The following is a 23,075-nucleotide window of genomic DNA, read 5'->3' as shown; positions in this document are numbered from 1 at the left end:
GAAATTTTACTCTGCGGTCTATCGCGCTGTGCGGCGAAGCCGCCAGCGCGATGTCCCTCGGTAAAATTTCGATCAAAAGCACTCCTCCCTCCCCTTCGGGTCGGTCGTCGGCTCGCTCGCGCCTCCGGCGCTCGCGGTCGTAATCGGTGTCTTCCTACAACCTACCCCTGGAACGCCTCAGCGAACTCCGTCGGCAGCGTTCCGATTTCGATCCCCCACGCGATCGGGAGCCAACCGAGCGCAACGAGCGTGATCAGGATAATTCCGATGACGTTGAGTCCGACGCCGATCTTGGCCATCTGTGGCAGCGTGATGTACCCGCTGCCGAAGACGATCGCATTGGGTGGAGTCGCCACTGGGAGCATAAATGCGAAAGAAGCTGCGGTCGCGCCAGCGATCATCAAGCCGAACGGGTGGACGCCGATGCCGACGGCAACGCCGGCGAGAATGGGCATCAACATCGCCGTCGTCGCCGTGTTCGACGTGACCTCCGTCAGGAAGATGGTCATCACGACGACGGCGAAGAGGATGGCGAGCATCGGCACGCCCGCGAGCAATTCGAGGCGCTCGCCGATCCAGGCCGCGAGGCCGGTGTCGCCGAAGCCGCTTGCGATCGTGAGGCCGCCGCCGAACAGGAGGATGACGCCCCACGGGATGTCGACGGCGTTGGTCCAGTCGAGCAGGAAGGTGTGATCGCCGTCCGCGGTCGTCGTCGGGAGCGTGAACAGGACCAGTGCGCCGCCGATCGCGACGATGGTGTCGGCGTCCTCCGGCGGCGCGATCCCGAGGAGGGGATCGAGCAGGCTCGAGCCGATCCAGGCGACGGCCATCCCGACGAAGACGACGGCCACCAGTTTCTCTTGGCGCTGCATCGGGCCGAGTCGCTCGAGTTCGCGGTCGATCGTGTCCGCGCCCGCTGGCAGTTCGTCGAACTGCGGCGACACGGCGCGCGTGACGTAGGTGTAGACGGCCACGAGACCGATCGCCGAGATGGGAACGCCGTAGAGCATCCACTCGGCGAAGGAGACCGACTGATCGAAGAGCGCGTCGGCCTGGCCCGCGAAGAGCACGTTCGGCGGGGTTCCGATGAGCGTCGAGACGCCGCCGACGGACGCGCCGTAGGCGATACAGAGCATCAGCGCGACGCCGAACGAGAAGTTCCCCTCGCTCGTATCGACGGCGAGATCACTCTCGTCGACGAGGTCCGCGGTCTGGTAGATGACCGCCAGCGCGATGGGAACCATCATCATGACGGTCGCGCTGTTCGAGACCCACATCGAAAGGAACGCCGTGGCGAGCATGAACCCGAGGATGAGCCTCGAGGGTTCGGTGCCGACGGCCTCGATCGTCCGCAGCGCGATTCGGCGGTGCAGTCCCCACCGCTGCATCGCCATCGCGAGGAAGAACCCGCCCATGAACAGGAAGATCAGCGGATGGCCGTAGGAGGGCGTCGTGTCCGCGACTGGGAGCGCGCCGGTCAGCGGAAACAGGACGATCGGTAACAGCGACGTCGCCGGAATCGGGATCGCTTCGGACATCCACCAGACGGCGACCCAGGCGGTGACGGCGGCGACGGCCTTCCCCGCGGCCGAGAGGCCGTCGGGCGTCGGCGAGAGGAAGATCAGCGCGAACAGGAGCGGCCCGAGGACGAACCCGACCCGCTGGCGGAGATCGTACGTCCCGCCGACGTCGAACGGGGAGCCGCCGTCGTCACCGCGACTCCCGCCGGCCCCGCCGTCGCCGGGAGCCGTCTCCGTCGCGTCTCCGACTCCGGGGCCGCTCTCGTCGCGCTCGCATCCGCCGTCGGGAAACGCCCGTCGCGCGAGACGTCGTTCCTCGGGCGTCAGATCGTCCATGTCCGCGATCATGGCCGGCGCGTCGAGAGCGAGATACGCCTTTGTCCGGGCGTTGACGATCCACAGGTACCGCCACAGCCGCCGCGTCACCGCTCGAGCGGTCCGCTCGCGTTCGGCTCCCATATTCTCGGACCCTCCCACGGACAGTCGTATAAATAGTGGTCGCTTACACGGCCGCCGAGCACGCGTCCCGGCGACGAGCGACCGCCCGCCCCGTCCGCCGGAACGCCCAAGCCGGTGGCCGGCCGACTCGAGGTATGCCGCTGTTGCAGTTCGATACGACGCTGTCGCTGTCGGACGAGGAAAAGACCGATCTCGCCGACCGAGTAACGGAACTGTACACGGACGAGATGGCGACGACGGCGGGCCACGTCGCCGTCTCGATCAGGGAGCGCGGGGCGGCCGACCTCCACCTCGGGCGCGCCGTCGACGGTCCCTTGCTCTTTCTCGACGCTGAGATCCGCCGGGGTCGGTCGTTCGAGCGGAAACGCGCGTTCGGACTCGCGACGATGGAGTACGTCGGGGACCGCTTCGACGTCCCCGAGGAGAACATGAAGGTCGTCTTCACCGAACACCCCGGCGAGTCGATGATTGGCGTCGACCGCGTCGGCGGCGAGTGGGACGGCGAGAGCGACGATTCCGCGTAGTCTCGAGTTCCAGACGGCTGAAATCACTATCCGTCTCGCGCCCGAAGGTGTCAGTATGTACCGCGTTCTACTCCCGGTCGACGACAGCGAATCGCGGTCGCGGGCGCAAGCGAGCGCCGTCAGCGACCTCCCGGAGGCGGCGACCGCCGTCTCGGTCGACGTGCTTCACGTCCGCGAGGAGGGGGCCGGAACGGACGCCGAGTGGGCGGCCGGCGGGTTCACCGAGGAGTACGCCGCCGAGATGGAGCGAGTGACCGACGACGAGGCCCTCCCCGCGTCGGTCGAGGCGGCGGTCGACGCGCTCGAGGCGACCGACCTCGAGTGGACGCTGCGGACGGCGACCGGCGACCCCGCAGAGACGATCCTCGAGGCGGCGGCAGAGTACGACAGCGACGTGATCGTCATCGGCGTCCGGAACCGGTCACCGGTCGGCAAGGTACTCTTCGGGAGCGTCGCCCAGGCCGTGATACTCGACAGCGATCGGCCGGTAACCGTCGTTCCGGAGAACTGAATCGGCTTCGTGATAGCGATCGGTCTCGATCGACTACCGCAGACAGGCCGCGACGACCTCGAGCATGCCCTCGCCGCGGACCTCCTCAGCGAAGAGGGGGACCCGTCGAACGTCGGTGCCGCGAAAGAGGTCCTGCGCCTCGGCCAGCGCGCCCTGCTGGACGTCCCAGCGGCGCTGGCAGAACTCGCAGTCCTCGAGGTTCGGCTGCAGGAACTGCCCGTCGACGTCGTCGGTGACGTTCGACAGCGGCTCCATCACCCGGTTGACCACGACGGTCCCGACGGGGATCTCGAACTCCTCGAGTTGCTGGCGCAGCCGCTTCGATTCGAAGACGCTCATCTCCTCGGGGACCATGACGATCCGGAAGTCCGTCCGCGCGGGATCCTGCAGGGCCGCTCGCAGGCGCTCGATTCGCTCGCGAAGGACCTCTAAGTCCTCGAGATCGCTGTCGTCCTCGGGGCCGTCGCCGCCGCCGAACATCCCCTTGACACCGTCGAGCATCCCACCGATGCGCTGGCGGAATTTCATCAGTCGGCCCATCATCGTGTCCATGATCTCGGGGAGTTGTAGCAATCGGAGCGTGTGTCCCGTCGGTGCCGTGTCGACGATCACGCGCTCGAAGCGCTCGTCGTCCATGTACTCGAGCAGGAGTTGCATCGCGGCGGCCTCGTCGGCCCCGGGCATCGCGCCGCCGAAGAGGGCGTCCATCGGGGAGTCGCCGCCGAGCATCTCGCCCAGACCGCCGAGGGGGCCGCCATCGGCACCCTCGCCACCGGGGAACGGGGAGCTACCGCCGTCGTCGCCGGGGAAAGGCGACCCATCGTCCGCTCCGCCGCCCGCACTGCTCGCACCGCCCGCACCGCCGAAGGGGGTCTCTCCCGCTTCGATCGCGGCCTCGGGGTCGATCTCGGCCGCGTAGAGGGGGATATCGTCGCGGATCCGGCCGGGTTCGGACGGGATCTCGCTCTCGAACGTGTCCGAGAGCGAGTGGGCCGGATCGGTCGAGACGACCAGCGTTCGGGTGCCGCCGCGAGCGCTGTCGAGGGCGGTCGCGGCCGCCATCGTCGTCTTTCCGACGCCGCCTTTCCCGCCGTAGAGGACGTAGTCGGGGCCGTCGATCGGCTCGTCCGACGGCTCGACGTCGATGGTCTCGCGTTCCTCTGCCTCCGCGTCGTCGACGGAGTCCGTCGGCGTCACCTCGATCGTGTGCGTATCCTCGCTGTTCCCGCTCGTCTCGTCTTCCTCGTCGACCGGCTCGACGTCGATGCCGCTCATACGCGCCGGTTCCCCGTCCGGACACGAGTATTCGTCGGTCTCGGTACCGGTCGACACGGACGCCGATCGCTCTCGCCGCTCACCCGAAGTACGTCGCTAACCGCTCGGCCGCCGCTTCGACGCGCGGCGTGACGAGCGCGAACCGCAGCCACTCCGTCCGCGAACTCCCGAAGGCCTCGCCGGGCATGCCGGCCACGCCGGCCTCGTCGATCAGCCGCTCGACGTTCTCGAGCGTGCCCGGATAGCCGTCGAAGCGCGCCATCACGTAGAACGAGCCGTCCGGGCGCGTGTACTCCGCTCCGGCGGCGTCGAGCGCGGCGGTGAACGTCTCGACGCGCTCGCGGAGGCGGTCGCGGTTGCGTTCGTAGTAGTCAGGCCCCGTCTCGCGAAGGGCTCGCAGGACCGCGTACTGACCGGGGCGAGTGGTGGCGACGTTGACCAGCATGTGGCGGCTCTTGGCGTCGTCGACGAGTTCCGGCGGGAAGATCGCATATCCCACGCGGACGCCGGTGATCGCCATCGACTTCGAAAACGCGTTGGTGACGATCCGGTGTGGCGAATCGGTCTCGAGCGCGCTCGAGAACTGTCCCGAGAGGTCGTAGTGGTCGTACACCTCGTCGCTGACCAGGACGGCGTCGTATTCCTCGGCGAGACCGACGAGTTCCCGCATCGTCTCGGCGGGGTAGACCGCGCCCGTCGGATTGTTCGGCGTGTTCACGACGATCGCGGCCGTCTCCTCGCTCGCGGCCGCGCGGACATCGTCGGGGTCCAGTCGCCCCTCGTCGTCCGTCGCGACGTACGACTGGCTCCCCTCGAGCATCGTCGTCTTCCCCGGGTAGTAGGGATAGACCGGATCGGTCAGGAGGATTTCGTCGCCGCTCCCGCGCTCGAGGGCCCGCGCCATCGCGAGGTAGTTCGCCTCGCCGGCCCCGTTCGTGACGACGATCTGCTCGGCGTCGACGCCCCGGCGCGCGGCGATTTCCTTTCGCAATTCGAGCAAGCCCTCGCTGGGCGGGTACTGGAACCGATCGGGCTCGAGGTCGGCGTACTCCCTCAGGCCCTCGCGGAGCGCCGTAGGGGGCTCCCAGTCGGGGTTTCCGCTGACCATGTCGATGACGTCGCGGTCCGCCGCGTCCGCGTACTCCATCACGCGGAAGAACAGCGGCGTCTCGTAGTTCATTGGCGTGTACTGGGAAGCCGCGTCCCGTTTGTCTTTCCGTTTCCGAGTCGAACGAGGCGAGTCGGTGGCTCGCGCACGGCCGGATCGCTCGAGTCGCGGCCGACTCGGGTCGGCAACCCTCGCTTTCACAACGACGCCGCCCGTCGAATCGGGCATGAACGACGACATCGACCGAGACCTGCCGATGGACGTCGCCGACGCGCTGCGCGACGCCGAGGAGACGCTGGCCGTCGCCGAATCCTGTACCGGCGGGCTGATCGGCGCGGCGATCACCGCGGTTCCGGGCGCGAGCGACTACTTCGATTCGGGCCTGACGACGTACGCCTACGACGCCAAGCGCCGCCACCTCGGGGTGAGCCGCGAGGCGCTCGACGAACACGGGGCGGTCTCCGAACCGGTCGCTCGCGAGATGGCACGAGGGATCAGAGACGTCGCGGACGTGACGTGGGGTATCTCGACGACCGGGGTCGCCGGCCCTACCGGCGGAACGGACGCGAATCCGGTCGGCACCGTCTACATCGGAATCTCCTACGCGGGGCCGTGGGGGTCCGAGGACTCGTACTCGACCGTCTCCCGCTACGTCTTCGACGGCGACCGGGCGGCCGTTCGCGCGAAGACCGTCGAGCGAGCGCTTGAGGACCTGCTCGCCGAGATCGAGGCGCGGTGAGGTCGGTCCCCGATCCGAACCGATGCCGCCAGCGTAAATTCTGCCTCCCAGGACTAGTTCGAACGGCTTACACTCTCGAGAGAAAACTATTCCCTCGTCGACTTCCCAGATGCGACTAGATGAACAAGAAGGGACACGTGCTGAATGCCGTCCTCTTGAGTATCGGACTCGGATATCTCCTCGAGCCGGCGGGCGATCTGGAGACGTTCAGAACGATCGTTATGATCGGCGTCCCGGTGTCGCTCGGCGCGCTCTTTCCGGACGTCGACACCGCGTTCGGGAAACACCGGAAGACGCTGCACAACCTGCCGATTCTGGCCGGGTTTCTCGCCTTCCCGTACGTGTTCGGTAACCTCGAGTACGTCTGGATCGGCGTGTTGACGCATTACGTCCTCGATATCGCGGGAAGCAAGCGCGGAATCGCGCTGTTCTATCCCGTCTGGAAGGAGGAGTTCGGCCTCCCGATCGGCGTCGCGGTCAGCAGCGAGCGCGCCGATCTGATGATGGTAGTCGTTACCGTCGCCGAACTCCTCCTCGTCGCGCTGGTCGTCTTCGAGATTCCCCAGTGGGGCTTCGAAATGGGACGGCGGGTGCTCGGGATCTAATTCGGCCGTCGCGGACGAACCGCCACCGGCAGTCTCGCACGCGCCTCGAGCAGGACCGACGCGACGTGACCGTCAGGCGTCGGCGGGAGCGGTGATCGACAGCTCGTTGCCGTCGATCTCGACTCGATAGTCGTCGACGGAAAACGCTATTTCGGGATGCGTCCCGGTGATGACGACCGTGTCGAGTGCCTCCGGATTGATCTGCTCGTACAGAGTCGTCCCGAGTACCGTCGACAGATCGGTCGGCTCGACGCCTTCGATGCCGGCGATAGCGTTGACGATGGCGACGGTCGGCGTCGTACTCGACCAGGTGTATCGACCGGAAAACAGTTCCTCTGGCATGACTCGTTCCTGTCCGACGGGGCATCAGCATGCAACTTAGATATAGTGTGGCTAATCGACCACAACCGATGGTTATACTCTCCGAATGATGCCGTAGACGTCTGTCTCGGGCTGATTCCGGAACAGGTGAACGACCGGTGAGGCCGAGAATGAGACGGAAATTCGGCCGGCCTATCGCCGGTTCGGCGTCCACTCCTCGCAGGCGTCCATGTCGTCCATGGCCGTTTCGTGGCGGGCACAGTAGGGGACCATCCCCTCCGAGGAGCGGACGTACTCGAAGTGCTCGCAGTTGCCACAGTAGCGATCCGTCGGCTCGTCGGGCGTTTCGGCCGACGATTCGACGATCTCCGCGTCGCGGCCGTCGCCGGACTCGAGCGGCGAGGTGATGTCCCTCGCCGCGGAGCCCCCGTCGCTGGTCGCAGCGCCGGCGGCCCGACCGGGAGCCGAGCCGGATCCGCGTCCGGTGGTACCGGTACGCCGCGAGGAAGCGGCCGATCGCTGGGAGGACCGGCTATCCGCGGCGTCTTCGGCGTACGAAAGCGACGTGCCGTCGGTGCCGGTCGCGTCGCCCTCGGCGTCCGCGTTGGTCTGCGTTTCGACGTCGCCGTCCGGCGTCCCGCCGAGGAAGCCGATGCCGCCCAGCCCGCCCGCCTCGCTCGAGTCGTCGACTTCGAGGACGGTCTTGTTGTGACGGGTGACGTTCATCTCGAGATTGCCGCCGGGATCGTTGCGCTGTTTGAACGTGGCCACGGCGCTAAACAGACACCAGATCGCCGGCAAGAGCCCGAGCAGGTAGATCGCGGAGACCTCGAGCGTGAGTTGGTCGCTGCCGTAGCGCCAGTGTTCGGGGTAGGCGTGCCAGAAGAGCACGACTCCGAGCAGGCAGAGGCTCGCGCTGATCGCGGCCGCGGCCTGGACGCGACGACTGGCCGGCAGTACGACGAAGACGCCGACGAGGACGGTCGGGACGCTGAGCCCGGCCAGCATGCCCGCGGCGCGGACGGTCGCGAATCGGGCGGACATCTCCCCCGAGAGTTCGACCGCGTACCCTCCGAAGAGGTCGGTCGTCGCCACGAGTACGGCCACGACGGCCACGAGTGCACCGACGAATACGAGCGCCGTCCCCGCGTACAGTCGGCGACTCGTCACCCCCGGTGCAGTCCCGTCGTAGGCCTCCGTCAGGCTTGTCATACCCGCCCGTTCGGCGTCCCGTCACAAAACGATACGTCAGACACACCTCGGCTGTCGGAGATGTTTTCCGGGACCCGTCGATCGCGGGTCTCGGTGTAACTCGCTGAAACGAAAGCTTGAATCACCGTCCTCGCAAACGACCCGTTATGAGCGACGAGGACGAGGATGCGGAGCCGGCAGTCTCGCTCGGAGAGCACACTCCCGTCGAGGGCGCACCGCTCGCCCGCGTGAGTTCGCGGCTGACCTGGCCCAAAGAGAAGAGCGAAGTGGACCGTCTCGAGGGGGACGCCGTCATCCGAACGCCCGACGGACCGCGGGAGCTCTCGACCGTCCTCGAGTCGGTCGACGAGACGTACTTTCAGCGCCATCAGGAGTTCGAGAGTCACGTCCGGGACGTGATCGGAACCGGACCGATTCCGACCGCCGACGAGTGACACCGTGGCCTCCGAGTCGGAACGGCGCGACGAACACTGGCTCCGCGATCGCGTGAGACTCTCCTGGGTCCAGCAGTCGCTACTGCTCGGTGCCGTACTGACGATTCTGTGGATGCGAGTGGTGCCCGCGGATCTGACTCGACGGGTCGCCGTCGACGCCGTTCTCTTGATCGGGGGACCGCTCGCACTCGCGCTCTCGCAGGGCAAGCGGATCGGCTGGCGCATCGACCGCGTCGCGATCCGAAATTCGATCCTCCTGGCCGTCTTCGTGCTTCCGTTCTACGTCGTCGGCTCGACGCTGCCCACGATCCGCGCGTTCTACCCGATCTGGGAGACGTCGGCCGCGCCGGCGGCGTTTATCCCGCACGCGATCAAACTCTTCGTCCTCGCGCTGGCCGCCGAGACCTACTACCGCGGACTGCTCTGCGTCGGCGTCAAGCGCCTCGGCTTCGTCGCAGTGTTCATCAGTCCCGTCGTCTACATGCTCCACCACGCCTCGAAGCCGCCGATCGAGTTCGTGCTGTCGGGGCCGACTGACGTCCTGTTCGGTGCTATCGATTACAAGTCCGACTCCATTCTCCCCTCCGTCGTCGCCCACGGCGGCGGACTCGTCCTGCTCGACTGGCTCGTCCTCCACGACCCGGTGTTCGATCCGGCGATCGTGGTGCGATTCCTCGAGTGGCTGCCGGTCCCGGTGTAATCGGGTCCGTGCCGATCGTATAAGGGACGGGGAAGCCAACACTCCCGCATGGCACTTCCCATCGACCCGACGCAGATCGATCCGGACGATTACGGCGAGCACCGCGCAGTGCTCGAGATGGACCACGAGGACGCCATCGAACACACCCGCGAGGTGTTCACCGAGGCGGGATTCGGCGTGCCGGCCGAGTTCTCGCCCTCGGAACTGTTAAACGAGAAGGTCGACGCGGACCGCGATCCCTACTACGTGCTCGGAGCCTGTAATCCCGAGATGGCGGATCGAGTGCTGGACGTGACCGACCGGATGGGGGCGCTGTTCCCGTGTAACGTCGTCGTCTGGGAGGAGGAGCCGGGCCGGCAGGTCGTCTACCACGTCTCGATCATGAAAATCGCACGTCTGCTCGGGATCGCTCCCGACGACGGGAACTGGCAGGAGATCGTCGACGAGACCAGCGAGATGGTCGACGAGGCGTACGCGAACCTCTGAGGGGACCCGACTCGCCCCGATCACGTCGGACCGGATCGCGTCCGACCGCGCCGTCGCTCGACTCGCCTCTGTCTCGGTCGGCCGGATCGCTCCTCTTAGTCAGAGATACAGTAATAAATACCAACACTTATGTTTTCAATTCAAGACGTTGAAATATGGACGTCCGAACGACGTTTCTCGCCCTCCTCGTCGCCGCCCTCTGCGGACTCGCCGCCCTGCTGGTCCTCCCGCTCGTGGAGTACGTGCTGGCGGCCTGTCTGCTCGCAGTCGTCCTCCGACCGGCCTACGAGCGACTCGAGCCGCGGGTCGGCCCACGCCTCGCCGGGCTCGCGTGTACCGGCGTCGCCGTCGTCGCCGGTATTGTTCCGCTGCTCCTCGTCTCGCTGGTCGTGCTCCGCACTGCCGCGTCGACCCTCGAGTCGCTCGATACCGACCAGCTCATCGCGTCCGGCCGCGACGTGGCTCGGAACGATCTGGGGATGGCCGACGAGTCGGTCACCGCGCTCGAGTCCACGATGCGATCGGAGCTCGAGGGATCGATTCCGGATGTCGCGGAACTGACGGTGGCCCGAACCGTCGATATCGCGACGACGGGGATGGACGTCGCGGTCGGGGTGCTCGTCGTCGTCTTTCTGCTGTACTATCTGTTGGTCGACGGTGCCGCGTTCGTGGCCTGGCTCCGCGAAGTCGCACCGCTCGATACCGACGTTCTCGACGAACTGTTCACATCGGTCCACGACGTCACCTGGGCAGTCCTCCGGACTCACGTGTTCGTCGCGGTCGTTCAGGGAGCGCTCGGCGGTGTGGGACTCGCACTGCTCGGCGTCCCGTACGCGACCACGCTGGGGGTCGTTCTCGTATTCGCCGCGTTTCTCCCGACGATCGGCGTCTGGCTCGTCTGGGGACCGGTCACCGTCGCCCACGCGGCCTCGAGCGATCCCGTTCGCGCCGCCGTCCTGTTGGGATACGGACTCGCGGTGCTCACCGTGACGGACAACTACCTGCGCGCGTACCTCGTCGACCGGGGATCGGGTTTACATCCGGCGATGGCCCTGCTGGGCGTCGTCGGTGGCGTCTATCTCTTCGGGGTGGTCGGACTGTTCGTCGGTCCCGTCGTCCTCGCGACGTTCAAAGCCTGCGTGACGGTCGTCGATCGGCTCGAGCGGGCCGAGCCGGCCGACGCCGAGCCTAGTATCGATCGCGAGCAGACGTTCGCCGAAACGGAGTGAGAACCAGTGACCGCAATCGGTCCGCCGCTCAGTCGGCCGTCTGGACCCGCTCGGCGCGGTCGGTCGTCGGCACGCCGCGGCCGGTCAGCGCCATCGCGAACAACACGAGCGGCGACAGGAATCCGAACAGGTAGAACGGCGCGTACTCGAGGGTCGGGACGCCGGTCGCCGTGGCCATGAAGACGCCGCCGGCGTGCCACGGGATGAGCGCGCCGGTGGGGGTCCCGGCGGCTTCGACGGCGCGGGAGAGTTCGTCGCTGTCGAGGCCGAACTCCTCGTAGAGGTTCCGCAGCGTCAGTCCGGGCATGACGATGCTCATGTACTGCTGGGCGGTCAGCGCGTTGATGAGGATCGCCGAGACACCGGTGCCGGCGATCAGGCCGCCGGAGCTGCGCACGCCCCGCGAGAGCCGATCGGCGAGCACCGCCAGCACGCCGGTGTGCTCGAGGAGGCCGCCCAGCGAGAGCGCGGCGACGACGACGGTGATCGTCCAGGCCGACCCGGTGAGGCCGCCGGTCGCGAGGAGCTCGTTCACGAGATCGGTCCCGGTCTCGGGTGCGGTGCCGTTCATGAAGACCTCCCAGGCGGCGACGAAGCCGGTGCCCTGGACCAGGATCGAAGTGAAGACCCCGGCGAAGACACCGGCCACGAGCGTCGGGAGCGCGGGGTAGCCGTAGAGCGCGAGGCCGAAGGTGACCACGAGCGGTAGGAAGACGAGCACAGAGAGATCGTACGCGCCCGCGAGCGCGGTCTGGATTTCAGCCACGCGGCCAACCGGAATCTCGCCGCCCGCCCGGAGGCCGAGCGCGGCGAATCCGGCCACTGCGAGCCCGAACGCGACGGCCGTGCCCGTTCGCATGCGGCGGATATGATCGTACAGCGGCGTGTTCGTCACGCCGGCCGCGAGGTTGGTCGTGTCCGAGAGCGGCGACTGCTTGTCGCCCGCGTAGGCGCCCGAGATGACTGCGCCGACGGTCATCGGCGCGGGGACACCGAGTCCCGCGCCGATCCCGACGAACGCGACGCCGAGCGTCCCGACCGTCGTCCACGAGGAGCCGATCGAGAACGCGACGACCGCCGCCAGGATCGCCGTGACGGGCAGGAACACCCGCGGCGTGAGCAACTCGAGGCCGTAGTACATCATCGCCGGAATCGTCCCGGCGTCGACCCAGGTGGCGATCAGTGCATAGATCGTAAAGAGGATCAGCAGCGCCTGGATCCCCATCAGGAGGCCGTTAGAGATACCGTCGGAGAGATCGGTCCAGCGATAGCCGAGGAAGCGACCGAACGAACCGACGAAGACGATGCTCCAGAGCAGGGGTACGTGAGGGGCCAGCCCGAGCACGGCTGACCCGATGCCGAGAAACGCGACGACTGCGAGTACCGGAACGAGCGCGAGAGCGTACGATGGCCGTCGTTCCGGGTCGAGATCGTCGACCGTCGTCGGTGTAAAGTCGAATGTCATCACCTGCGGTATGCGCTTGGAGCATAAAAGTTGAGTGCTTTATTACCTCGGTGTATGTTTTGCGGTAGCAGTGGTCATATTATGGACGACGAGACAGTAAACCTCCCAGACAATCCGGTGTAGCTGAAACTCGAGACGAGCAGCGTACGAAAAACGGAATTCGAGACGCACTGAGAGACAGGGTTCGAGACGCAGAGCGAGTAGCGCGAGACCCGAACGGTGTCCGGCCGAAGCGCCGCTGGCCGTCCGTCGCTGCGACAGTGGCCGACCGTCTCGAATCAGTCCAGCGAAGAGAAGGCGCTCAGATTGGACTGCAATCCGGCCGCGAGTTCGGACTTGCGTCGGAGTCGCGCGTGGGAGACCGGCAGCTGTGTCGCGACCTCGGAAACCGCTTCGTGGAAGGTTTCCGCCTCACCGTACTGCCCGTCGAAGGCGTTGCGAACGCTCTCGCGGACCTGCCAGACGCCGACCGGGGCCCAGTAGTCGTCCGACACCTCCCGCAGGACGAGACACTTCGCTTGCCTGCCGATCGACTCGAGGTACTCGAGGACGCCCAGTCGGGCGGCGTAGTAGGCCCCCGCGGTCTCCTCGACGTAACTCGAGCGGCCCTCGTACCCCTCCGAGGCGCTGGCCATCCAGAGGTTGTCCCCGGGGTCCGGGTTCCAGATGCTGCCGGGAGCTTTCATCTCGACGAGTTCGAACTCCCAGTTGCCCGGCGCGAGGACGATCCAGTAGCGGTTGCCGACGTACTCGTTGGCCCAGACCTGCACCTCGTCGATGCTGGGCGCGTTCCGGATGCGCCCGCGGAGGAACTTCCCGACGGTGTCGTCGACGGCCGTGATCGACCAGCGTGTCGGAACCAGTCGACGCTGTTTCGTCTGGCCGAGCGCGCCCGCCGAGAGGATCGAATTGATTTCGTAGACGTCGAACCCGCGCCGGTAGAGGTAGGTCATCGCCCCCTCGGCCTGCCAGTCGTCGTCCTCTAAGGTCTTCTTGACCGGCCGCGGGACGTGAGGGTTCTCGGTGAGATCCGCGTTCCGGGCGTTCGCGCGCGGACCGCGCGGCGTCGCCACGTCCGTGCCCGCGTCCAGTCCGAGGTCGGGTTTGTCGTCGAGTCCGATCTCGAGGTCGACCGGCCGGTCGGCGATGGCGACCTCGCGCTGGACGCCGACGAAGCCGTCCCAGACGTCGTCGACGTTCGGCGTCATCCGACTCGCGATGGACGGCGAGTCCACGTTCGCGCGCTTGCTCGAGTTCAGGAGCCCGGTCCGGCGCTGGAGCACGTCGTCGATGGCGTACCCCTGCTGGTACCAGTCGCCGTCGGTGACGTACTCCTCGGCGGCGTCCTCGTCGCCAACCGGAGAGAGCAGTCCGACGGGGATGTCCGGATAGTTCGACCGGCCGACGAAGATCGACGGCGAGGTCGAGCCGACGAGGGTATCGCCGCTCAGCGCGTCGTCGAACTTCCGTTCGAACTCCTCGAGGTGGTCCGTGATCGCGTAGGACTTCTCCTTGGCGAGGCGGCGACGCTCGGCCTCCTCGTCGGGCTCTAAGTCCTCGATGTAGTCGTCGAGGCGCATTCACTCGACGTAGGGACGGCACGGTGTTGAATGTTGAGTTCCGAAATCCGGTCGCTGTCCAGAATGGTGACTGTCAGCGACCCGGAAGATGTCAGAGGCAGAGGTTCGTCGGCCGTCGGGCCCCCGAACCTCACTCGAGGCTTCTCGCCGATCCGTAAAGTACCCGCAAGGGCGTTTTCAGACTCGGAAACTCCGCTCGGAACCGGCGGCTGACGGACTCGTCTCGCGTTGCGGTCGTCCTCTCGAATGTCGAACCCCGGACGCCCACTTCCGCGAGCCACGGTATTCCCTGTCAGGGGCGGCCCTGCCTTGAAAAGAGTTAAAAACGGCGGGCGGGAAGGGAGGGGTATGAGTACGACCGACGACCGAGAGACGCGCTCCTGCGTCTCCTGCGGGCTCAACATCGCGGGCACCAACGCCGCTGCGTTCAAGTGTCCCGACTGCGGCCAGCAGATCTACCGCTGTGCCAAGTGTCGCAAGCAGAGCAACCTCTACGAGTGTCCCGACTGCGGATTCACCGGACCATAACGTCTCCCATGGGAAAAGTCGCTGCCAAAATCAAGGTCATGCCGGACAGCCCCGATATCGACCTCGACGCGCTCCAAGAGCGCCTCGAGAGCGCCCTCCCCGAGGGCGCGAAGATCAACGGCGTCGAACGTGACGAAGTCGCGTTCGGTCTCGTCGCGCTCTACCCGACCGTGATCGTTCCCGACGGATCCGGCGGCACGGAAACCGTCGAGGAGAGCTTCGCGGACGTCGAGGGCGTCGAAAGCGTCGGCGTCGAGAACGTCGGCCGCATCTAACCGGCCGTTTTTGCGTATTTTCGCCGTTCACTGGTTCGATAGATCCGTCTCTGCGTGTGCGGAAACGTCGCCCACCGCGAATTACCTCCGGTGAGCGGGCAGTGCTGGCGCTCGAGAACTGTAACCGCGGGGCCGCGGCTCGGTGGTTTCGAGGGCGACGGGAGACTCGCGCGGATCGTCTCCGTCTTATTGGTCGCGATCTCGGTTCGCACCCAGATCGGCCTGCGAGACGATCTCCGCTCCAACCGAGGAGAGATCGACGGTCACGTCCGCGGTGACGGCCTTACTGATTTCGTCTAAGTTCCCCGCGAGCACCGTCAGTACGTCGTCGGGGTTGGTGTAGACTAGCATGTTCCCGTCCTTGCCCTCCGCGACGAGCTGGGTATCGTTCAGGACGACCTGATCGTTCTGAATCGTCGCGGAGACGACCGGCAGCGCCGCCGGCTTCCCCGGCTCGTCGTCCCTGACTTTGCGGATATGGACCTCGTCGAGGTCGATGACTTCCTTGTACTCCTGGATCTGTTCGGCGCAGTCGACCATGTCGTTGAGAAGAGCGGTCCGCTTCTCGTTGCCGTGATCGCCGTCGAGGCAGTGCTGACAGACGCGGAGTTCGAGTCGCATTGTGCGTCGGTTAGTGCCGGACACCGATGAGAATTCCGCTTCCGTCCGTTTCCACTCCGCTCTCGTGTTCGCATGGCGAGTCGTCGCGTGGCGCACAGATCGGTTGCTGGCACCGTCTCTCGAGCCCGCGACTCACTCCCGGAGCCGGTCGTAAATCTCTCGAATCCGGTCGCTTCCGTGGTCTACGTAGCCGCCGTGATAGCAGACGGTGTGATCGACTTCGAGGGCCGCCAGCGTCCCGACGGACTCGATCGCGCGATCCATCTCCGGTGTGAACTGCGGCTTCGGGCCGGCGAGCGGTTCCTCACCGTCGGTTCCCTCACCGCCGTCCGCGACGAGCGCGTCGCCGGCGAGGAGCAGGTTCCCGTCCGGGAGGTACAGCGAGACGTGTCCGGGCGCGTGGCCGGGCGTCGCGACCACTTCCATCGGCCCAGCGAGCGTCGGGAGCCGGACCCCGTCCGCCAGCTCGATATCGACGTCGACGGGCGGATACCGATCGCCGTCGCCCTTGATCGGCTCCGATTCGCCCGAAATGTACGGCGCTTCGTCGCGGTGGGTCGCGACGACCGCATCGACTCGCTCGAGCAGGTCCGCGAGGCCACCGGCGTGGTCCGCGTCGTGGTGAGTCAGGAGGACGAGCCAGATATCGGTGAGTTCGTACCCTAGCGATCGCAGATGGGTTCGAACGCCCTCGAGGGAACCCTGGGGACCGGCGTCGATCAGGATCAGACCGCGTTCAGTTTCGACGAGCGTCGGAGTGATCGTGATCTGCCGGTCGCCGTATTCGACCGTGATCGGGAGCACGTGTACGCCTGTATCGTGTTCGCCATCGTCTGCCGACATACTCGAGTCGTTCACGCTCATCACAAAAGGAGTATTCGTCCGGTTTCGTTCCGATCCCACTGCACTCGATAGCTATAACTAATCTATGAGGACGATTGGCGAAACTCTTTTACTTTCTAACTCAAATTATGGGTAATGAATGCCAAACCGACGTATCCCACGCTCGAAGTCGAGACGGATCCGTTCTCGCATGCGCCCCAACGGACGCTCTCGGAAACGGTTCGACCGCTCGCCGACGCATACGACGAACTGATCGGGGACCGGAGCCGAACGACGTGGCGGTGGTTCGACACGGTCGAACCCGAATTCAGACTGTCATGTGTCGACGACGGGTACGGACAGCGCGTCCGCGACGCGAAAGTACTCGCCACGATGTTCATCACCGTCATCGACGATGTCGCCGAGCGCCACGGCGACCGGACGACTCTCGAGGAACTGCTGTTGGTTCCGTTCGATTCCAGACCCGCCGATCCGACTCGAAAGGGCGTCGACGGGACGTACGTTCGATTCCAGCAGGAACTCTGGGACGCGCTGCTGGCGTGTTACGCGGCGAGTCCGCGCGCAGACGAGTTCGCGGACCTGTTCCGGTTCGACGTCCGGCAAGCGCTGCAGTCGGTCGACTACTCGGCACTGCTGGCCCAGTACCCCGGCCTCGCGGGCGAACGGGAACTCCGGACGTACGACGTCTACAACATGATGCTCTTCCCGTTCGCCGATATCGACCTCGCGAACGGCCTCGCGTTCGAGCCCCGGGAGCTCTCGACCGTTCGGACGGTCGTCACTCACGGTCAGCGGATGGCGCGGATCGGCAACTGGATCGCCACCTGGGAGCGGGAACTCGCCGAAGGCGATTACAGTTCGGGCGTCGTGATTCGTGCCCTCGACTCGGGGGTCGTTTCCCACGAAGAACTCCGAGCGATCCGAGCAGAGCCGACCGACGCGACCGTCGACCCGGTGGTCGGCCGGATTCGCGACTCCGGGATCGAAGCCGAGTTCGTCGACCAGTGGTGTCGGGAGTACGAGGCCGCTACTGACTACTGCGACGAGGTCGACTCGCTCGACGTCGGAACCTACCTCGAGGGGTTCGAGCCGATCTTCCGCTCGCAACTCGCACGGCGGCCGTCGGCGTAAGGACGTCCGACAGTGTGGCGTCGCTCGCGTCGGTTACGCAGGTGCGGCGTCGCCGAGTCGCCTACGCGAGCGCGGCGTCGATCGCCCCCTCGAGGTCGTCGATCAGGTCGTCGACGTGCTCGATGCCGACGCTCGCCCGGATCAGGCTGTCCGAGAGCCCGGCTTCGATACGCTCCTCGCGGGGAATCGCGGCGTGGGTCATCGGCGCGGGCTGTTCGATCAGGCTCTCGACGCCGCCGAGGCTCTCCGCGAGCGTGAACACCTCGGTGTTCGAGACGACCTCGCTCGCTTCCTCCAAGCTCGCGTCGAGTTCGAAGCTCAGCATGCCGCCGAAGTCGTCCATCTGCTCGGCGGCGATCTCGTGGCCGGGATGGGACTCGAGGCCCGGGTAGTAGACCCGTTCGACGTCGGGGTGATCGTCGAGGAAGTCGGCGACGGCGCGGGCGTTCTCGCAGTGGCGATCCATCCGGACGGGCAGCGTCTTGGTGCCCCGGAGGACGAGGAATGATTCGAAGGGACCGGGCGTCGCACCGACGGAGTTCTGGTAGAAGCCGAGCCGCTCGTCCAGTTCCGCGTCGTTCGTCAGGAGAGCGCCGCCGACCACGTCCGAGTGGCCACCGAGGTACTTGGTCAGCGAGTGCGAGACGATGTCCGCGCCCAGATCGAGCGGCCGCTGGAGGTACGGCGTCGCAAACGTGTTGTCGATCGCACACAGCGCGTCGTGCGCGTGGGCGATGTCGGCCGCACCTGCGATGTCGACGATCGACATGAGCGGGTTGGTCGGGGTCTCGAGCCAGAGCAGCGCCGTCTCCTCGCGGAACGCCGCCTCGATCTCGTCGAGGTCGGTCATATCGACGAAGGAAAAGTCGACGTCGTAGTCCTCGTAGACCTGCGTGAAGATGCGGTGGGTGCCGCCGTAGACGTCGTTGCCCGTGACGACGTGGTCGCCGGCTTCTAACAGGTTGAGCACGGTGTTGATCGAGGCCATCCCGCTGGCGAAGGCGCGACCGTGATCGGCGTTCTCGAGGCTCGCGAGGTTCGCCTCGAGGTCCGTCCGGGTCGGGTTACCGGTGCGGGAGTACTCGTAGCCGCGGTGGTCGCCCGGCGCGTCCTGTTCGTAGGTCGAGTTGGCGTGGATCGGCGTCATCAGCGCGCCGGTCTCGGGATCGGGGTCTTGACCGGCATGAATCGATCTGGTCTCGATCCGGCGGTCGGAGTCGTCGTCCATACCGTCCCCAAGGGGACCGAGCGGGGTTACTCTTGCTCCGATGGGCGGGTCATCGACAGCCCCACCGATCGAACTCCGAACCCTGCGTTCTCGATAAGTGATAGTTCTCACGCTGTGTAACTCTCGAGAGATTATATTTGGCAGATTATCATTTCTGTCCGTATGCGCGTCCGACACGTCAAGTCGTCAACGGCCCTCGTCGAATCGGGAGACACGTCGATCCTCTGTGATCCCTGGATCCTCGACGGTGCGTTCTACGGTGCCTGGGCCCACTACCCGCCGGTCGAACTCGAGCCCGAAGAGTTCGACGACGTCGACTACGTCTATATCTCGCATATCCATCCGGATCACTGCCATCGGGATACGCTCGAGCGGCTCGACTCCGATATTCCGGTCCTAATACACGATTACAACTGGGACTTCCTCAGACACAATATCGAGGCCGCCGGGTTCGACGTCCGCGAACTCCCTCACGACGAGCGGATTCACCTCGGCGGCGACCTGCACGTGAACGTGCTCGCGTCGGACGACTGCGATCCCGAGGTCTGTGGCAATCACTTCGCCTGTCCGTGGATGGCCGAAGACGCCAGCACGCAGGGGTTCGACGGCTCGACGCAGATCGACTCCATGGCGGTCTTCGATGACGGCGAGCACACCGTGCTCAACCTGAACGACTGCCGCTGGCCGATGTCTCGACACGCTGCCGGCCGCGTGAAGCAGCAGTACGGCGAGATCGACCTCGCGATGCTGCAGTACACCTTCGCCGGCGGCTACCCGCAGGGGCGGATCGACTACTCTCACGAGAAACTGCTCGCGGAACGCGAGGATCGCCGGCTCCAGTCGCTGGAGAACGCTGTCGGATTCCTCGAACTGCTCGAGCCCGAGTACTACATGCCCTTCGCGGGGAGTTACACGCTCGCCGGCGATCTCGCGGACCTGAACGAGTACGTCGCCCGGTCGACGCGAACGCAGGCGCGAGACTACTTCGCGGACGAGGAGCGGGTCGACGACGACGCCGAGTGCGTTCTCCTCAATAGCGGCGACTGGTTCGACGTCGCCGCCGGCGAGCAGTCCGCTCCCTACGATCCCGTCGACCCCGACGAACGCCGAGCGTACATCGAGACCGAACTGGCCGACCGGGAGTTCACCTACGAGTCGGATCCGATACCGACGCTCGCGGACTTCCGCGAGTACGTGCCGGCGGCCTACGAGAACTTCGACGCGAAGCGCCGCGGGATCGGGTTCGAGTCGGAGACCGAAGTCCTCCTCTCGCTGGTCGACGACCGCTACCTGCGATTTACGGCCGACGGCGGCGGACACGAGATCGTCGATGGGCTGCCGGAGCGAACCGACAGGCGGCGAGTTCGTCTGGAGATGGACCCGCGGCTGACGCTGCGAATCCTGAAGGGACCGCGATACGGCCATTTCAACAACGCCTACATCGGCTCCCATCTCCGCTTTTCGATCGAACCGGACGTCTACGAACGGTCGCTGTTCTACGCGATGAGTTTCCTGCACGCGTAAGCAGCCCGGGACCGAGAACCGTCTCTCTCTCTCTCTCTCGTAGGCCGTCATCGAACGATTCGTCGAGACACTCCCCTGTCTTCGAGCGGTCGTCCCGCGCGAGCGAAGCGAGCGCGGTCTCCCTCGTGACCGAGGGCTCGGAAGCGCTCCGCTCGTCCGATTTTCGGTGCAGATTTTCCCTCCGAGCGGTGTGCGAACGAAGTACGCACCTCCCGAGGCGGAAACGGTGCGTGGAATACGTGTGTTTTATAACCGTCACCGGACAAAGCGGTCGTACGACTATGCCGAAATCTAATGGCCCTCGTCAGGGAACCCGGAGAAAGCTCGCAAACGATCCTCGAGACCGCGGCACCTCGCCGCCACAGCGTGCGATTCAGGAGTACGAGGAGGGTGAGAAAGTCCATCTGAAGATCGACCCGAGCATTCCGGACGGTCGCTTCCACCCGCGATTCGACGGTCACACCGGCGAAGTCGTCGGCAAACAGGGCGACGCCTTCAAGGTCGAGATCGTCGACGGCGGCAAGGAGAAAACGCTGCTCGTGACCGCCGCCCACATGCGCGCACAGAATCAGGAAAAGAGCCGGATCTAACCGCAGGATGACGATCTTCAAAGAGATCGTCGACGAGGAGTTCCTGACGGTCTCGGAGACGAAGGAGCTGCTCGCCGACATCGAAGCCGAACGCGCGATGGACGAGGATCGCGAGCTGCGCTACGAGCTCGCGCGAGCGATCGAACACGCGAACCGATTCGCCGTCCTCGAGCCTGAGGAGGCCCAGGCGCTCGTCGACGACCTGCAGGACATCGAGAAGGTCGACGAGCCGACGGCCTACAAGATCGCCAACCTGCTGCCCCAGGATCGAGACGAACTCCGGTCGGTCTACGCACAGCAGCGGTACTCGCTGTCGGGGGACGAACTCGACGAGATTCTCAACGTCGTCGCCAAGTACGCCTGAGACGATCGCCCGTCGAAGCCGGTCGGCGTCTCGAGGGCGGATCGCCGAAACCCTTCGATGTCCGGTCGCCTGAAAGCGAGCCGACTCTTTAAGTACGCCGTCGTCGTAGTGTAAACCAATGAGCGAAGCCGATGGCGACGAGACGGACGTTCGGCGCGCGGTCGTGTTGGACTATCTCGCACACGGGCTGTCGGACGACGGCCGACCGCAGTACGCGAAGTCACCGGCAGGCTACGCTGTCGGGATCGAGGACTTCCAACTCTATCAGGTCGCGTTCGACGAGGACGAGCGGCTCACGATCGGCAGCGAGGTCGTCGTCGAACCGCCGGCCGAACGCGATATCGTTACCGAGTGTCACCGCGTCGAGTACGAGGACCTCTCCTCGGGCGCTCAGTCGGAACTCGAGTACGTCGTCGCCGACCTCGTCGAGGAGAACGAAGAGCGGTTCGTCGACTTCTACAACGACGCCCAGCCGATCACGCTGCGTCTCCACCAGCTGAACCTGCTGCCGGGGATCGGCAAGAAGCTCCGCAACGGCATCTTGGACGAGCGAAAGCGCAAACCCTTCGAGAGCTTCGAGGAACTGTCCGAACGCGTCTCCGGGCTCCACGACCCCGACGAAATCATCGTCGACCGCATCCTCGAGGAACTGCGCGACGACGACCTGAAGTATCAGACGTTCGTGGGTCGACGGGAGCAGGAACAGAATCAGTAGCGCGGCTCACTCGGGTGTCGTCGCGAGTTTTCCGCGTTCCGGTCACTGAGAGCGAGCTTCTTCGTGTATCCTTCTTAAACTATTCGGGCGACCGTCGAGAGCGGGAACCGAAGCGAAACGGACCCGCGAGACGGTGCGTTTACACCGTCCCCAGCCGAAGCGCCGGCAATGAGAGATCCAGACGGACTGATCGCCCGGGCCGGCGTCCGCGGCGATCCGGACCGCGACCAGCACTTCCTCGTCGACGACCGCGTGCTGGACCGCCTGCCGACCTACCTCGAGGAAATCGACGCCGATACGAGCCACCTCCTCGAGATCGGCGGCGGAACGGGAGCGCTGACGGACCGACTGTTGGCGGTCGGCGACGAGGTCACCGTCGTCGAGCGCGACCGCGAACTCGCCGCGTTCCTGCGCGAGGAGTTCGCGGACGAGATCGAGGCCGGAGAGCTGACCGTCATCGAGGGCGACGCGCTCGAGGTCGAACTGCCCGATTTTACGGCGTCGGTGTCGAACCTCCCCTACGGCGTCTCGAGCGAGATCGCCTTTCGACTCTTTCCCGAGAAGAAGCCGCTCGTCTTGATGTTCCAACAGGAGTTCGCAGAGCGGATGGTCGCCGAGCCGAACACCTCGGAGTACGGTCGGCTCTCGGTCTCGAGTCAGCACTACGCGGACGTCGAACTCGTCGAGTCGATTCCGAAGGAGGCGTTCTCGCCGCCGCCGGCGGTCCAGAGCGCAGTGGTTCGAGCGATTCCGCGCGACCCCGATTACGCGGTCGAGAACGAGGAGTTCTTCCTGCGATTCGTCAAGGCGCTGTTCACCCAGCGCCGGAAAACGATCCGCAACGCGATCCGGAACACGGCCCACATTTCCGGGCTCGAAGCGCCGGAAGCCGTCGTCGACGCGGCGGACGAGGACGTCCTCCGAAAGCGGGCCGGTGCGATGGCTCCGGCCGAGTTCGCCGCGCTGGCCCAGCTCGCGAGAGACGTCGGCGAGCCCACCGACGGCTGATCGCGACCGCCGGCGGGTCGGCCGCTCGAGTTACGCGGGGGCGCTGCGGCGACCAACCCAACCAACGGATACTCAAAGCT

At 65.7% G+C, this 23,075-nt stretch carries 26 protein-coding genes; 16 read left to right on the top strand and 10 right to left on the bottom strand.

Annotation, left to right across the window (positions count from 1 at the left end):
• Nucleotides 1-161: 161 nt before the first annotated feature.
• Nucleotides 162-1,979 (bottom strand): SLC13 family permease, encoded by a 1,818-nt coding sequence (locus LDH66_RS03420; protein WP_226479671.1) that lies wholly within the window; start codon nt 1,977-1,979, stop codon nt 162-164.
• Nucleotides 1,980-2,113: 134 nt separating this feature from the next.
• On the opposite strand from LDH66_RS03420, the gene LDH66_RS03415 reads away from it, so the two are divergent.
• Nucleotides 2,114-2,503: a tautomerase family protein gene (locus LDH66_RS03415; RefSeq protein WP_226479670.1), complete on the top strand. Its 390-nt coding sequence runs from the start codon at nt 2,114-2,116 to the stop codon at nt 2,501-2,503.
• Nucleotides 2,504-2,558: 55 nt separating this feature from the next.
• Nucleotides 2,559-3,014: a universal stress protein gene (locus LDH66_RS03410; RefSeq protein ID WP_226479669.1), complete on the top strand. Its 456-nt coding sequence runs from the start codon at nt 2,559-2,561 to the stop codon at nt 3,012-3,014.
• Between the two features lie 33 nt (nt 3,015-3,047).
• Here LDH66_RS03410 and LDH66_RS03405 read toward each other — a convergent pair whose 3' ends face one another.
• Nucleotides 3,048-4,289: an ArsA family ATPase gene (locus LDH66_RS03405; protein ID WP_226479668.1), complete on the bottom strand. Its 1,242-nt coding sequence runs from the start codon at nt 4,287-4,289 to the stop codon at nt 3,048-3,050.
• 79 nt (nt 4,290-4,368) lie between these two features.
• Entirely contained in the window at nt 4,369-5,469 is a 1,101-nt protein-coding gene (locus LDH66_RS03400) for a pyridoxal phosphate-dependent aminotransferase (RefSeq protein WP_226479667.1), read from the bottom strand.
• A gap of 154 nt (nt 5,470-5,623) precedes the next feature.
• Between LDH66_RS03400 and LDH66_RS03395 the strand changes: the two genes are divergently transcribed.
• Both LDH66_RS03395 and LDH66_RS03390 read left to right on the top strand, forming a co-directional pair.
• A complete protein-coding gene (locus LDH66_RS03395; RefSeq protein ID WP_226479666.1) occupies nt 5,624-6,136 on the top strand; it encodes a CinA family protein in 513 nt (170 codons plus the stop codon).
• Nucleotides 6,137-6,255: 119 nt separating this feature from the next.
• Entirely contained in the window at nt 6,256-6,741 is a 486-nt protein-coding gene (locus LDH66_RS03390; RefSeq protein ID WP_226479665.1) for a metal-dependent hydrolase, read from the top strand.
• A gap of 72 nt (nt 6,742-6,813) precedes the next feature.
• Here LDH66_RS03390 and LDH66_RS03385 read toward each other — a convergent pair whose 3' ends face one another.
• Complete coding sequence (locus tag LDH66_RS03385; RefSeq protein ID WP_226479664.1) at nt 6,814-7,083, bottom strand: HalOD1 output domain-containing protein; 270 nt, start codon at nt 7,081-7,083, stop codon at nt 6,814-6,816.
• Nucleotides 7,084-7,254: 171 nt separating this feature from the next.
• Nucleotides 7,255-8,274 (bottom strand): cell division protein CdpA domain-containing protein, encoded by a 1,020-nt coding sequence (locus tag LDH66_RS03380; RefSeq protein ID WP_226479663.1) that lies wholly within the window; start codon nt 8,272-8,274, stop codon nt 7,255-7,257.
• Between the two features lie 146 nt (nt 8,275-8,420).
• Here LDH66_RS03380 and LDH66_RS03375 point away from each other — a divergent pair, with 146 nt between their 5' ends.
• From LDH66_RS03375 to LDH66_RS03360, 4 genes are all read left to right on the top strand, one after another.
• Complete coding sequence (locus tag LDH66_RS03375) at nt 8,421-8,708, top strand: DUF5789 family protein (RefSeq protein ID WP_226479662.1); 288 nt, start codon at nt 8,421-8,423, stop codon at nt 8,706-8,708.
• Between the two features lie 4 nt (nt 8,709-8,712).
• On the top strand, nt 8,713-9,408 hold the full coding sequence (locus tag LDH66_RS03370; protein WP_226479661.1) for a CPBP family glutamic-type intramembrane protease: 696 nt from the start codon (nt 8,713-8,715) through the stop codon (nt 9,406-9,408).
• A 48-nt stretch (nt 9,409-9,456) separates the two neighbouring features.
• Nucleotides 9,457-9,894: a DUF302 domain-containing protein gene (locus tag LDH66_RS03365; protein ID WP_226479660.1), complete on the top strand. Its 438-nt coding sequence runs from the start codon at nt 9,457-9,459 to the stop codon at nt 9,892-9,894.
• 155 nt (nt 9,895-10,049) lie between these two features.
• Nucleotides 10,050-11,123, top strand: a complete 1,074-nt coding sequence (locus tag LDH66_RS03360; RefSeq protein ID WP_226479659.1) for an AI-2E family transporter — start codon at nt 10,050-10,052, stop codon at nt 11,121-11,123.
• Between the two features lie 28 nt (nt 11,124-11,151).
• Here the strand turns inward: LDH66_RS03360 and arcD are convergent, their stop codons facing one another.
• Nucleotides 11,152-12,588, bottom strand: coding sequence for an arginine/ornithine antiporter ArcD (gene arcD, locus LDH66_RS03355; protein WP_226479658.1), 1,437 nt, complete (start codon nt 12,586-12,588; stop codon nt 11,152-11,154).
• A 278-nt stretch (nt 12,589-12,866) separates the two neighbouring features.
• On the bottom strand, nt 12,867-14,168 hold the full coding sequence (nreA, locus tag LDH66_RS03350; RefSeq protein WP_226479657.1) for a DNA repair protein NreA: 1,302 nt from the start codon (nt 14,166-14,168) through the stop codon (nt 12,867-12,869).
• Nucleotides 14,169-14,516: 348 nt separating this feature from the next.
• On the opposite strand from nreA, the gene LDH66_RS03345 reads away from it, so the two are divergent.
• Together LDH66_RS03345 and LDH66_RS03340 are read left to right on the top strand one after the other, a co-directional pair.
• Nucleotides 14,517-14,696, top strand: a complete 180-nt coding sequence (locus LDH66_RS03345; RefSeq protein WP_006184530.1) for an HVO_2753 family zinc finger protein — start codon at nt 14,517-14,519, stop codon at nt 14,694-14,696.
• An 8-nt stretch (nt 14,697-14,704) separates the two neighbouring features.
• Nucleotides 14,705-14,971 (top strand): elongation factor 1-beta, encoded by a 267-nt coding sequence (locus LDH66_RS03340; RefSeq protein WP_006184531.1) that lies wholly within the window; start codon nt 14,705-14,707, stop codon nt 14,969-14,971.
• Between the two features lie 186 nt (nt 14,972-15,157).
• On the opposite strand, the gene LDH66_RS03335 is transcribed toward LDH66_RS03340, so the two are convergent.
• Together LDH66_RS03335 and LDH66_RS03330 are read right to left on the bottom strand one after the other, a co-directional pair.
• Nucleotides 15,158-15,592, bottom strand: a complete 435-nt coding sequence (locus LDH66_RS03335) for a hypothetical protein (RefSeq protein ID WP_226479656.1) — start codon at nt 15,590-15,592, stop codon at nt 15,158-15,160.
• A 132-nt stretch (nt 15,593-15,724) separates the two neighbouring features.
• Nucleotides 15,725-16,435, bottom strand: a complete 711-nt coding sequence (locus tag LDH66_RS03330) for an MBL fold metallo-hydrolase (protein WP_226479655.1) — start codon at nt 16,433-16,435, stop codon at nt 15,725-15,727.
• A 135-nt stretch (nt 16,436-16,570) separates the two neighbouring features.
• On the opposite strand from LDH66_RS03330, the gene LDH66_RS03325 reads away from it, so the two are divergent.
• Nucleotides 16,571-17,566: a terpene synthase family protein gene (locus LDH66_RS03325; protein WP_226479654.1), complete on the top strand. Its 996-nt coding sequence runs from the start codon at nt 16,571-16,573 to the stop codon at nt 17,564-17,566.
• A 61-nt stretch (nt 17,567-17,627) separates the two neighbouring features.
• Here the strand turns inward: LDH66_RS03325 and LDH66_RS03320 are convergent, their stop codons facing one another.
• Entirely contained in the window at nt 17,628-18,794 is a 1,167-nt protein-coding gene (locus LDH66_RS03320; RefSeq protein ID WP_226479653.1) for a cystathionine gamma-synthase, read from the bottom strand.
• A 162-nt stretch (nt 18,795-18,956) separates the two neighbouring features.
• Between LDH66_RS03320 and LDH66_RS03315 the strand changes: the two genes are divergently transcribed.
• The 5 genes from LDH66_RS03315 to LDH66_RS03295 all read left to right on the top strand — a co-directional run bounded on the left by LDH66_RS03315 (nt 18,957) and on the right by LDH66_RS03295 (nt 22,995).
• Nucleotides 18,957-20,318 (top strand): MBL fold metallo-hydrolase, encoded by a 1,362-nt coding sequence (locus LDH66_RS03315; RefSeq protein WP_226479652.1) that lies wholly within the window; start codon nt 18,957-18,959, stop codon nt 20,316-20,318.
• 281 nt (nt 20,319-20,599) lie between these two features.
• Complete coding sequence (locus LDH66_RS03310; RefSeq protein WP_226479651.1) at nt 20,600-20,908, top strand: 50S ribosomal protein L21e; 309 nt, start codon at nt 20,600-20,602, stop codon at nt 20,906-20,908.
• A gap of 7 nt (nt 20,909-20,915) precedes the next feature.
• A complete protein-coding gene (locus LDH66_RS03305) occupies nt 20,916-21,272 on the top strand; it encodes an RNA polymerase Rpb4 family protein (protein ID WP_226479650.1) in 357 nt (118 codons plus the stop codon).
• A 118-nt stretch (nt 21,273-21,390) separates the two neighbouring features.
• Nucleotides 21,391-21,987 (top strand): DUF655 domain-containing protein, encoded by a 597-nt coding sequence (locus LDH66_RS03300; RefSeq protein WP_226479649.1) that lies wholly within the window; start codon nt 21,391-21,393, stop codon nt 21,985-21,987.
• A gap of 168 nt (nt 21,988-22,155) precedes the next feature.
• Nucleotides 22,156-22,995: a 16S ribosomal RNA methyltransferase A gene (locus LDH66_RS03295; RefSeq protein WP_226479648.1), complete on the top strand. Its 840-nt coding sequence runs from the start codon at nt 22,156-22,158 to the stop codon at nt 22,993-22,995.
• The last annotated feature ends 80 nt before the right edge of the window (nt 22,996-23,075 follow it).

It is taken from the genome of Natrinema amylolyticum (assembly GCF_020515625.1).
GTDB classification, from domain to species: Archaea; Halobacteriota; Halobacteria; order Halobacteriales; family Natrialbaceae; genus Natrinema; species Natrinema amylolyticum.
The sequence above is the reverse complement of the archived record's forward strand: the minus strand, read 5'-3'. Positions and strand labels throughout refer to the sequence as shown.